The sequence below is a fragment of the Stenotrophomonas sp. Ste86 genome (genome assembly GCF_024519465.1).
In the GTDB taxonomy this organism is placed as follows: Bacteria; Pseudomonadota; Gammaproteobacteria; order Xanthomonadales; family Xanthomonadaceae; genus Stenotrophomonas.
Genome location: NZ_JALJRW010000033.1, coordinates 17483 through 29183, shown reverse-complemented (window position 1 = coordinate 29183; position 11701 = coordinate 17483). Strand labels below are relative to the sequence as shown.

At 68.3% G+C, this 11701-nt stretch carries 9 protein-coding genes; 3 read left to right on the top strand and 6 right to left on the bottom strand.

Translation table 11 applies throughout. From position 1 onward, the window contains the following. Positions 1-172: 172 nt before the first annotated feature. Positions 173-649, top strand: coding sequence for a YetF domain-containing protein (locus NR101_RS18475; RefSeq protein ID WP_256777368.1), 477 nt, complete (start codon positions 173-175; stop codon positions 647-649). A gap of 203 nt (positions 650-852) precedes the next feature. Here the strand turns inward: NR101_RS18475 and hemF are convergent, their stop codons facing one another. From hemF to NR101_RS18450, 5 genes are read right to left on the bottom strand one after another with little or no spacing between them, the layout of a single operon-like run. Then, complete coding sequence (gene hemF / locus NR101_RS18470) at positions 853-1749, bottom strand: oxygen-dependent coproporphyrinogen oxidase (RefSeq protein ID WP_256777367.1); 897 nt, start codon at positions 1747-1749, stop codon at positions 853-855. A gap of 42 nt (positions 1750-1791) precedes the next feature. Next, positions 1792-3417: a hypothetical protein gene (locus NR101_RS18465; protein ID WP_256777366.1), complete on the bottom strand. Its 1626-nt coding sequence runs from the start codon at positions 3415-3417 to the stop codon at positions 1792-1794. A 36-nt stretch (positions 3418-3453) separates the two neighbouring features. Further along, positions 3454-4038 (bottom strand): hypothetical protein, encoded by a 585-nt coding sequence (locus tag NR101_RS18460; RefSeq protein WP_256777365.1) that lies wholly within the window; start codon positions 4036-4038, stop codon positions 3454-3456. A gap of 29 nt (positions 4039-4067) precedes the next feature. Then, positions 4068-4508, bottom strand: coding sequence for an NUDIX domain-containing protein (locus NR101_RS18455; RefSeq protein ID WP_256777364.1), 441 nt, complete (start codon positions 4506-4508; stop codon positions 4068-4070). A 7-nt stretch (positions 4509-4515) separates the two neighbouring features. Continuing rightward, entirely contained in the window at positions 4516-6882 is a 2367-nt protein-coding gene (locus NR101_RS18450) for a S9 family peptidase (RefSeq protein ID WP_256777363.1), read from the bottom strand. Positions 6883-7405: 523 nt separating this feature from the next. On the opposite strand from NR101_RS18450, the gene NR101_RS18445 reads away from it, so the two are divergent. Further along, positions 7406-8803 carry a cytochrome ubiquinol oxidase subunit I gene (locus tag NR101_RS18445; protein ID WP_256777362.1) on the top strand — a complete coding sequence of 466 codons (1398 nt, stop codon included), beginning with the start codon at positions 7406-7408 and terminating at the stop codon, positions 8801-8803. A gap of 1 nt (position 8804) precedes the next feature. Beyond that, positions 8805-9818, top strand: coding sequence for a cytochrome d ubiquinol oxidase subunit II (gene cydB / locus NR101_RS18440; RefSeq protein WP_256777361.1), 1014 nt, complete (start codon positions 8805-8807; stop codon positions 9816-9818). 644 nt (positions 9819-10462) lie between these two features. Here the strand turns inward: cydB and NR101_RS18435 are convergent. Beyond that, positions 10463-11488, bottom strand: coding sequence for a pteridine-dependent deoxygenase (locus tag NR101_RS18435; RefSeq protein WP_256777360.1), 1026 nt, complete (start codon positions 11486-11488; stop codon positions 10463-10465). Positions 11489-11701 lie beyond the last annotated feature (213 nt).

The window sequence follows — 11701 nt, the reverse complement described above, 5'->3', positions numbered from 1 at the left end:
CGCGTACTTCTTCCTGAAGATCCGGGCGGCCTTCCCCGGAGTTGGGTGAAGAACCTTTTATTTGCGGCGTTGGAAACTGCCCGCGCGGCGCCGGCCATCCCTCCCCTATTGCCCCGTATTGCCGCCGACCACATGCGCGCCGCATGCTGTGACCTGGATTGGGGAGACCGGAATGAGCGATCTGTTTGCATTGGCCATGCCGTGGTGGGAATTCATCCTGCGCGCGGTGGTGGTGTACGTGGTGGTGCTGGGCATGGTGCGGTTGTCGGGCAAGCGCGCGCTGGGCCAGATCACCCCGTTCGATGTGCTGCTGATCGTGCTGCTTGGCAACGCAGTGCAGAACGCACTGCTCGGCAAGGACACCTCGCTGGGCGGTGGCCTGTTGCTGGCCGCCACGCTCATCTCGATCAATTACGGCGTGGGTTGGCTGTCCACGCGCAGCCGACGCGTGGAAAATCTGGTCGAAGGCGAGCCGGTGCTGATCGCACGCGATGGCAAGGTGCTCGATTCAGTGCTCAAGCGCGAGCTGGTGACCCCGGCCGACCTCGACGCGGCGCTACGCCAGCAGGGCTGCCTGTCCATCGACGACGTCGCGCTGGCGGTGCTGGAAATCAACGGCCACATCACCATCGTGCCGAAGAAGGGGTAGCGCCACCGGATGGATGGAGGCTGTCCGGGGAGTGCCCAGCCACGCATGGCGTGGCTCTACCGTGGCGGGGCCACCACCGGCTGTGTGCGATATCCAGCCGGTGCCGGCGCCACTACCGGGCGCATGCGATATCCATATCCGGTGGAGCCACCCGATGGGTGGCTGCTTTCAAGCGGTGATGCAGCCGGCGAGGGGCGCATCGCTCACACCCAGTCGCGCGGCACCAGGTAATCGGCCAGGCGCGCTTCATCGCTGCCGGCCTCGGGCTGGAAGCCATATTCCCAGCGCACGCGCGGGGGCAGGCTCATCAGGATGCTCTCGCTGCGCCCGCCACTCTGCAGGCCGAACAACGTGCCGCGGTCGTAGACCAGGTTGAATTCGACGTAGCGGCCGCGGCGGTACAGCTGGAACTCGCGCTCACGCTCGCCGTAGGGCATGTTCTTACGGCGTTCCACAAGCGGCAGGTAGGCCTGCAGGAAGCCATCGCCGACCGCGCGCAGGTAGGCGAAATCGCGCTCGAAATCGCCGTGCAGGTCATCGAAGAACAGCCCGCCCACGCCGCGCGTTTCATTGCGGTGGCGCAGGAAGAAGTATTCGTCGCACCAGCGCTTGTGCGCGGCGTAGCGTTCGGGCCCGAACGGGGCGCAGAGATCGCGCGCCATCCCATGCCAGTGCTGCACGTCTTCATCGAACGGGTAGAACGGGGTGAGGTCGAAACCGCCCCCAAACCACGAGGCCACTTCCACGCCGTCGCGCTCGGCGCGGAAATAACGCACGTTGGCGTGGGTGGTGGGCAGGTACGGGTTGGCCGGGTGGAACACCAGTGACACCCCGGTGGCGCGCCACGACGCGCCCGCCAGTTCCGGCCGGTTGGCCGACGCCGACGGCGGCAGGCGCGTGCCGGCCACATCGGAGAAGCCGATCCCGGCCTGCTCGAACACCGCGCCATCGCGCAGGATGCGGGTGCGGCCGCCACCGCCCTCGGCGCGCTGCCACACGTCTTCGGCGAACCGGGCGCTGCCGTCGGCGGCTTCGATCGCCGCACAGATGCGGTCCTGCAGGTCGGTCAGATAGGCGCGCACGCGCTCGAATTCGTTCATGGCGCGTACTTTACCGCAGGCCGGCGTACGGCCTGCGTGCACTCAACGGCCGCCCTTGCGGTTGCTGGCCGGCCGTTCCTTCGCCTTGGCCGGCGCATCGGGTGGGCTGTCGTCGTCCTCCGCCTCGGCAGCCATCCGCGCGGCAATCGCTTCCAGCCCGGCGCTGACCTGCAGCAGCGCCCAGTTCCGCGTGGCGTGCACATCGCAGGCCACATGCGTGCCCTTGCCATCCTTGGCACAGATCGCTTGGATCTGTGCGGGGAGCTGTTCGTCGCCGGTGTGCTCATACACGCTGGCCAGGTTCTCGCAGCCTTCGCGTACGCCGGCCGCGCAGAGCTTCAGGTAGAACGGCGTGGCGTCCGCCCAGCGATCGGACAGTGCCAACTGGTGGCCGGCGGCGTTGCAGCCCTGCAGCTTGCCTGCCGCGCAGCAGGCCTGCGCAGCGCCGGGACGGCCGATGCCCGGGCAATCCTGCGGCAGCGGGGTTTCCACATACACCACCGGTGCGCTGCACTGCTGCGCCTCGCCGACGCGCTGGTAGTAACCAAAGCGGTTCCAGCTGTCCATGCCGATCAGGTTGCCGTTGGCGAGCGTCTTGAACACGAAGTCGTCGCCCTGGTCATGGCGCACGCGGATGTCGCCATCGACCAGACGGGCCCGCAGCTTGCCGCCGAAGCCGCTGTCGATCATGCCGCCATCGCCGAAGGCCAGGTGATCCATCAGTCCCTGGTCGGCCAGGTAGCTACCGCAGGGCAGGGCGGTGGCCGCGACCGGGGCGAGCGCCCTCGCATCCAGCCCGGCCAGCGGCGCCGCCCGCTGGCAGGCGCGCGGGTCCTGGCCGCGCGTGCAGGCCAGCTGCAAGGCATCGCGCGCCGGTAGCAGCCGCCCTGCGGCCCACAGCGCATCGGCTGCCTTGGCGCAGAACGTACCGGCGGTCTGCGCCCTGCACAGGGCGGTGATCTCATCCAGCTGCGCGGCCGGCAGCGGTGCCGGGTCGCCGGCGGCCAGCCCGCCGAGCAGGGCCTTGGCCATCGCCTTGCCCATCACCTCGCGCGCGGCCTCCAGGCAGGCCGCCTGGTCGTAGCTGCCCGAGTCCGGTTTGCACACCGCCGGTTCGGCCAGCTCGGGGTCGTCTTCGGCCGGGGTTGCCGCGTTGGGCGCGTCGCGGGCCTCCGACTGGTAGTTGGCGAGCAGGCCCTTGCACGCTGCGGGCACGCCCTCCTCGCACCACTGGCGCAGCGTGGCGCTGTTGGCCAGCGGGAGGTCATGCAGACAGGTGCCAATCTGGGCGCGGCACGAGGTGGGCGGGAACACGCTGGCGGGCTGGCAGCGGGCCGCCCGTTGCAGCCGGTACGCGCTGACGCCATCGCTGAGGAGGCGCCCGCCCTCCTGCACGGTCAGCGACCAGACACCGCCGTTGTCCAGGTCGGCCAGCTTCATTTCGTTGCCCAGGCGGCTGACCAGATACGGTTCGGGCGGCTGTTCCGGAATCTGCCGGAACCCCTGGTTCGGGCTTTGCAGGGTCAGCGTGGTGCCGGTGTCTTCGGCCGTGAACGTGCCGCACTGCATCGACTCGGCGGCGGCGGGCAGGCTGGTCAGCGCCAGGACGAACACCATCAGGCAACGCGCAGCCAGGGCGCGGCGGAACGTGGATACAGCAAGGGTCACAACATCATCCTTGAGGGCGGAGCGGAGAAGGGGGGATCAGCGACGAAAGTACGCCAGCACATCGGCGCGCAGCAGGCGCACCACCAGCCACACATGCAGCACCGCAAAGGCGATCGAGGTGCCCAGCGCGGTACCGGTGAAGAACAGCCGCTGCAGGCGCAGCTCGCGCATGTCGCTGGCGTCGGCGTGCGGGGCCAGGTACGCCAGCAGGTGGCGGACGGCATCGTCGATCACCCAGGTAGCGGCGAAGTTCGACGCGGCGGTGGCGACCAGCAACACGATGAACAGCCACAGCGCCCAGCCCTGGCGGCGCAACATGCCCCAGCAGGCGGCCACGCCGGCCAAGCAGGTCAGCAGCCCGGCCACGCTCACCGCCACCGCGTGCGCGCCCAGCCAGTGCAGCGCGGGCGACAGCCAGGACAGGTCGTGGCCCTGGACCATCTGGCGGACCCACTCGGCGCTGGAGGCCGACGCGGCGAGGGGCACCAGCAACAGCCAGGACAGCGCCGATGCGGCGCAGACCACCAGCACCGACTGGGCCAGGGGGGCGAGGAATCTTGGCGGCGCGCCCGGCGCGAGCGTTGGCCTGGCGTGCGGCAGTTGCGGGGGAATCGTTGACATCCGGTGTCCTGGTGGGCCGGCGGCGACCGTCAGGTCGTCGCCACCGCGAGCGCGGCCGCCGGCAGGATATGGTCTGCACTCAATGCTGCCAAGCGCCGCCCATGCGGCGGATGCAGCGGGACCCAGGCCAGTTCGGCGATTTCCGCCTGTGGCCGGGGCGTGCCGATGACGGTCACCCAGAAGGCGCGGGCACGCACGCGGTGCCCGGCTTCGTGTACCGCCCAGGCCTCGAACCGGCCCAGTGCGCGCGCGCTGGCAGGTTCCAGGATGACCCCGAGTTCCTCATGCAGCTCACGGCCCAGCGCGGCCAGCGGTGCTTCCCCGGGCTCGGGCTTGCCGCCGGGCTGGATGAAGGTATCCGAGCCATGTTTGCGCACGACCAGCACGCGGCTGCGGGCATCCAAAACGACCGCGGCGACGATATCGATCGTCGCCGCGGTGTGCTGTGCGTCAGTGGCAACCGACGTCATCGCGGGCTTACTTCAGGTTTTCTTCGAACAGCTTGAGGATGCGCTTGTACTGGTCCAGCCAGGAATCCGGACGCACGTAGCCGTGGCGCTCCAGCGGGTACGGCGCGATGGACCAGTTGTCCTTGTGCAGTTCGATCAGCTTCTGGGTGAGGTTGACCGAATCCTGGAAGAACACGTTGTCATCCATCATCCCGTGCGCGATCAGCAGGTGGTCCTGCAGGCCTTCGGCATACTCGATCGGCGAGGAGATGCGGTAGGCCTCCGGATCGATGTCCGGGGTGTTGAGGATGTTGGCGGTGTAGCCGTGGTTGTACTGGTGCCAGTCCACCACCGGGCGCAGCGCGGCACCGGCCTTGAACGTGCCCGGTGAACGGAACAGCGCCATGAAGGTCATGAAGCCGCCGTAGGAGCCACCGTAGATGCCGGCGTGGTCACGGGCACCCTGTCTGGTCTCCACCAGCCAGTCCAGGCCGTCCTTGTAGTCTTCCAGTTCCGGGTGGCCCATGTTGCGGTAGATCGCCGTACGCCAGTTGCGGCCGTAGCCGGCGCTGCCGCGGTAATCCATGTCCAGCACGATGTAGCCCTTCTGCACGAGCAGGTTGTGGAACATCTGCTCGCGGAAATAGGCCGGGTACTGCTGGTGCACGTTCTGCAGGTAGCCGGCACCGTGCACGAACATGGCGATCGGGTACTGCTTGCCCGGCTCCGGGTTTTCCGGGCCGTAGTACTTGGCCCAGACCACGCCGGCGCCGTGCTTGGACGGCACCTGCACCAGCTTGGGCTGGATCCACTCGCGGGCTTTGAAGGCGGCGCTGCGGGTATCGGTGAGTACCTTGGCCTGGCCACCGGCAGCGGGCACCACGGCCAGCTGGGTCGGCAGGTAGGCGCCGGAGTAGCGCACCAGCAGCTGCTGGCCATCCGGGGACAGCGAGAAGTCTTCCACGCCGTTGAGCGAGGTCAGTTCGCGCACCTGCCTGCTGGCATTGTCCACCGCGCACACTTCGTAGTCGCCCGGGCTCTGCTGGTTGCAGAGGAAGTAGAAACCGCGGCCGTCGGCGCTGGGCACCGGCATCGAGGTTTCCCACTTGCCGCCGGTCAGCGCCTGCGGCTTGGCCGTGCCCTGCTGGGTGTACAGGTGCGAGTAGCCCGATTCCTCCGACAGCAGCCACAGCGTGCGGTTGTCGTTGGACCAGCCGAAATCGTTGAAGCTCCAGTTGATCCAGGCCGCGTCGGTCAGGCGGTGGCGGTTTTCGAGTTTGGCGCCGGCCGGGCTGACGCTGGTGAGCCAGCGGTCCTTGTTGTCGTTGGCGCGCAGCATGATCGCGGCCTGCTGGCCATCGGCGCTCCAGCGGATGCCGGGAGTGCCGGGGCCGGCCAGCACTTCGACCGGACGGTTGCCCTTGAGCGCGTCCTTGCCGGCGGCCTTGCGCAGTGCGGCGAGCGGATCGGTGCCGATACCCGGCAGGCCGTCCAGCGACAGCGGCTTGACCGTGCCGGTCACCGCATCGACCAGCCACAGCGTGTGCGGTTCGGGATCGTTGCGGCCCACGCGGGTGCGGGTGTCTTCGAATTCCTCGTAGCCGGATTCGGTCACGTACTTGGGCATCTTGCCGCCGCGGCCTTCATCGAAGCTCTTCGGTTTGGTGACCACGATCAGGCTGCGGGTGTCCGGGGACAGCACGCTGTCGACGATCTCCACCTCGGCGCCCAGGTACACCGGGCCCGGCGCACGGGTGCCATCGGCACGGCGCCAGCTGGCTTCCTGCGCCTTGAGCGCGTCGCGCTGGGCGCGGTCGTTGCGCAGCGTGGCCAGGGTGCGCAGCTGCTGGTCGCGCAGCACGTCGGCCTTGGGCGCCTCGTCGGGATTTTTTTCGGCTTTTAGGCTGGCCACCTGCTGCACGCCGCCGGCGGCGGTCCAGTGGAACCAGTTCTGCCCGGTGCACCAGATCACCCCGCCATCGCGGGCGAAGTTGACCGCGCTGGACTTCTCCGAGCTGCGGGTCAGCTGGGTCAGCGCGCCGCTGCGCAGGTCGCGCAGGAACACATCGCCATTGCGTACGAACACCGCACGCTGGCGCGCGCTGTCGTACACCGGGCTGTCCACGTCGAGGGTGCCGCGCTGGTCATCGGCGACCTGGGCGGCCACGCCGCCATTGACGGGCTGGCGGAAGGTGTCGCGCACGGGGCTGCCGGTGCGCTTGAGCTGGTACTCGACCTGCTGGCTGTTCCAGGACCACCAGGCGCTTTCGACCGGCGGACCGATCCAGTCCGGGTCGGCCATGGCCTGCTCGATGGTGATCGGCGTCGGCGCCGCGTGGGCAGCACCGCCTAGGGCGGCGAGCAGCAGCAGGGACAAGGGCAGCGTTCTGGGCATTGCGGGCGGCACCGTAGAGGAAAACCCGGCAAGCGTAGCAGCCGCAAGGGCCGGGGGAGGGGGCCACAGGTCATGGGCGCTGGTGCGGAAGACAAGCGGTTGTCGGTGGGTCGGGCGCCGGGCCCCTCTACCCTTTCCGGCGAATGTCCCCCGGCGTCGGCCTGCGGCCGCCCTCTCCTCCTTTGTTTCGCCTCAAGCGGCTGTCGGTGGATCGGGCGCCGGGCCCCTCTACCCTTTCCGGCGAATGTCCCCCGGTGTCGGCCTGCGGCCGCCCCCTCCTCCTTTATTTCGCCTCCAAGGGTAGAGGGGCCCGGCGCCCGACCCACCGACCAGCGCCCAAAAACCCTGGCTTCTACTTGCGGTAGCCTCCGGCCGAAGGGCCATGCCCGCTGAATCCCCCGCCAATCCACGACCGGGCTCCACCTGCGACAAAGTGAAGCAGCGCGTCACCGGGTCGCATGTGCCTTTCACGGATATCGGCCCAGACTGGTGCGGATTTCCAGAAACCAGTCGGAGGCGTCACGTGGACGCGTTGTTGTTGTCGCGGATCCAGTTCGGGTTCGTCATCAGTTTCCATGTGCTGTTCCCCGCCTTCACCATCGGCACCGCCAGTTGGCTGGCGTTCGTGGAGTCGCGCTGGCTGCGCACCGGCAACCCGGTCTGGCGCGAGCTGTATTTCTTCTGGCAGAAAATCTTTGCCGTGTCCTTCGGCATGGGCGTGGTCAGCGGCATCGTCATGGCCTTCCAGTTCGGCACCAACTGGCCGCGGCTGAGCGAAGTGGCCGGCAGCGTGATCGGGCCGCTGCTCACCTATGAAGTGCTCACCGCGTTTTTCCTGGAAGCCAGCTTCCTCGGCGTGATGATGTTCGGCTGGGGCAAGGTGTCGCCGCGCCTGCATTTTCTGTCCACCTGCATGGTGGCGCTGGGCACGCTGTTTTCCACGTTCTGGATCCTGTCGTCCAACAGCTGGCTGCATACGCCGGCCGGCTACGCGATGATCGATGGCATCGTGCACCCGCAGAACTGGTGGCAGGTGGTGTTCAATCCCTCCTTCCCCTATCGCCTGGCGCACATGGCGCTGGGCTCGTTCATCACCACGTGCTTTGTGATCGGCGGCATCGGCGCGTGGTACCTGCGCAAGGGCACGCACGTGGAAGCCGGGCGCACGATGCTGCTGGCGGCCGTGGCGTTCGCCGCGCTGACCGTGCCGGTGCAGATCTTCGTCGGCGATATGCACGGGTTGAACACGCTCAAGCACCAGCCGATGAAGATCGCCGCGATGGAAGCGCACTGGCATGCCGAAGGCGAGGGCAAGGGCGTGCCGCTGGTGGTGTTCGCGCTGCCCAATGAAAAGGCCGAGCGCAACGATTACGAACTTGCGATCCCGCGCTTGGGCAGCCTGATCCTCACCCATTCGCTGGAGGGCACGTTCGATCCGCTGACCTCCGTGCCGGCCAGCGATCGGCCGCCGGTGGTGCCGGTGTTCTTCGCCTTCCGCATCATGGTCGGGCTCGGCTCGCTGATGCTGCTGCTGGCGTGGGTATCGGCGTTCCAGTGGTGGCGCGGCAAGCTGCTGCAGTCGCGCTGGCTGATCCGCGGCTGGAACTGGATGCTGCCCAGCGGCTTCATCGCGCTGATTTCGGGCTGGTTCGTGACCGAGATGGGGCGGCAGCCCTGGGTGGTCTATGGCGTGCTGCGCACCGCCGATGCGGTAGGCCCGCAGAGTGCGTGGATGACGGCGCTGTCGCTGGGCGTGTACGTGGTCGGCTACGCGTTCGTGTTCGGCTGGGGCATCTGGTACCTGGTCAAGATCATCCGCACCGGTCCCAAGCCGCATGAGCCGGCCCCGGCGTTGGAGGCCGGCAGCCACACCCCGGCACGGCCGCTGTCCGGCGCCGACGAACCGCTGGAGGAGCGCTGACATGGAGATGACGACCTGGCTGCCCGTGGCATGGTTTGCGGTGATCGGCTTCGGCGTGCTGATGTACGTGGTACTGGATGGGTTCGTGCTGGGCATCGGCATCCTTGCGCCCATGGCCGAGGACGAAGAACAGCTGGACATCATGATGAACACCGCCGCGCCGATCTGGGACGGCAACGAGACCTGGCTGGTCCTGGGCGGTGCGGGACTGATGGCCGCTTTCCCCAAGGCGTATGCGGCGTTGCTGTCGGCGTTGTATCTCCCCGTACTGCTGCTGGTGGTGGCGCTGGTGTTCCGCGGAGTGGCGTTCGAATTCCGCTTCAAGGCGCACCGCTCGCGCCGGCTGTGGAGCGTGGCCTTCGGGCTGGGCTCGCTGCTGGCCGCGTTCGCGCAGGGCGTGATCCTGGGCGCGCTGGTGCAGGGCCTGCAGGTGGTGGATGGGCGTTACGTGGGCGGGGCCTTCAGCTGGTTCAGCCCGTTCTCGATGCTCACCGGTGCGGCGGTGGTGTTCGGCTATGCGCTGCTGGGCAGCACCTGGCTGATCCTCAAGACCGAGGGGCGCGAGCAGACCTTCGCGCGCACGCTGACGCGGCCGCTGGTGGTGGCGGTGATCGTGTTCATGGGCCTGGTCAGCACGTGGCTGCCGTTCCTGGACTCGCGGCTGATGGCGCGCTGGTTCAGCGACGGCAACTTCTGGTGGCTGTCGCCGGTGCCGTTGCTGACCCTGGGCGTGGCGGTGGCGCTGTGGCGCAGCGCGATGCACCCCAAGCGCGACCTGCCGCCGTTCCTGCTGACCCTGGCGTTGTTCATCCTGGGCTTCATCGGCCTGGTGCTGGGCATGTGGCCCTACCTGCTGCCGCCGAGCATGACCTTGTGGCAGGCGGCCGCGCCGGCCTCGTCGCTGGGCTTCAGCCTGGTCGGGCTGGTGGTGCTGCTGCCGGTGATCCTGGGCTACACGGCCTGGTCCTACCGGGTGTTCCGCGGGAAGGTGCGGGCGGATGTGGGGTATCACTGAGGGAGCGGCAGGGGCTGCAGCCCGTCATTGATCCGCTTGGGTCGCGGGGTGCCAGCGCATGCCGGGACACGCCGTGAACCCCGCTCCGTGGTTCGGCCCAGCCGCCGGCGGCTGGACGTTCGGGCGCATGCGAGGCAGTGCCTCGCAATCGATGCGCCCTCACCCATGCGGCTCGTTCGCCGCATCCATGCGGCGCACGGTCCCGGCATGGGCTGGCACCCCCGACCTGCGGGCGCTTGGATGTCAGTGGGAACAAGAACCCGCGGAAGAAGGGTCAAGAGCAGCCGACCATGGGTCGGCTCTACCGGGGCGGGTCGCGTCTTTGAGTGGCGGTGGCGTGGTCGGCAGGTGCACGGCCGGGTGAAGACGGCTGTTGTGACTGTTCCATGCGCACCAGCCAGCTGTGGAGGGTCGGTGTGGGTGGGTGGGACCCTCGTGCGCCATGGATGGCGCACGCGAGCCTCCACGGATGGATTTACGGCGTGTCCCGCCCGCCCACCCACACCGACCCCAATCAGCATGTGTTGAGCGTTGAAGGGCGTTGGCAGACATGCAGCCGACCAACGGTCGGCTCTACGTAACGAGCAGCCGACCAACGGTCGGCTCTACGGTCGAACCATGGTGCGTTCCGCGCAGGACGCGGCTCAGCCGTGCAGGCCTTCGATCTCGACCAGCAGTTCGGCGCGACAGACCTCGGCGTGCAACACCACGAAGGCCGGCGCGCCCGGCAGCGCGGCCATCTGCGCGGCTACCGCCGGCATGTCCTCGGCGCGACGCACGTAGACCTTCAGCACCGATCCGGCCCCCAGCGTCGGTGACAGCGACGGCCGTTGCCGGCGGGCCGCGTCCACCAGACTCTGCAGATTGGTCAACGTCTCGCGCAACTGTTCATCCACCGCCCCGGTGTGCTGGGACACATGGCCCACGATCGCCGCCGTTCCCGACTGCAGCAACGGCAAGCCTGTCGCCGCCGGCGCCAGCAGCGCCCGCGAAAAACTCGGCGACTGCGGGCCATATTGGCGTGGATAACGGAACGCGCTCACCTGGCGCGGATTTTCCAACGGCAGCCCGGCGTCGCGCCCTGCCAGCCAGTACACCTGCAGACGCCGCTCGCCGTCGAAGCGCCCGATGCACGTCGCCGCCGGCAACGCCGCCTCGTCCAGTTCGCGCAGCCCCTGCACCCGCCCCACGCAGAAGCGCCGGTACCGCTCCTGGTCGCCGTCGCCCTCGGTCACCGCATCCAGGTAATTCCACGTCCGCAGCAGGTGCGGGAATCCCGAACTGGTCAGAAAGCTACTCATTCTTGCGTAGGCATCTGCTGCGGCCGAGGCGATATCCCCGTCCACTTCTTCAATTTCCAGTACCCCGAACAGCACCGTCTCGTTGTGCGACCACCGTACCCCGTCGGTCACCCCGCAGCGCACCGGCGTCGGCGAACGCCATACCTCCACCTGCGCTGGACCGTGCTCGGCCAGCGGCACCTGCAGCCAGCGCGGATCCCCGTCCAGCCGCGCATCACGCGCGCCGAAACCGAAGATCGCCAGCGTGCACGGATCGGCCAGGGCCGCATCGCGCAACGACGCAGGCGCATAGCCCACGCTGAACAACGCCGGTCCGGTCGGATGGGAAGCGACCGCCGGGGCCGATGCGTCGTGGATCGTGCTGCTCATTTCAGATTGTGAATGCTGCCAGTGCCAAGGGTGTCATGATAGCGTGCGCTCCTTTTTACGGCGGTGCGTTGGGATGTCCCAGCCGCGCCACCGGGAAGATCGCGTCGCCACGCGCCTGCTGCCCACTCCACCCACGGGGAAGTGTCTGCGGGTCGGGCAGGCCCTGTCCAAGGCGTCGGCGCACCCCTTTCAAGCACTGCGCCCCGGGTGCCC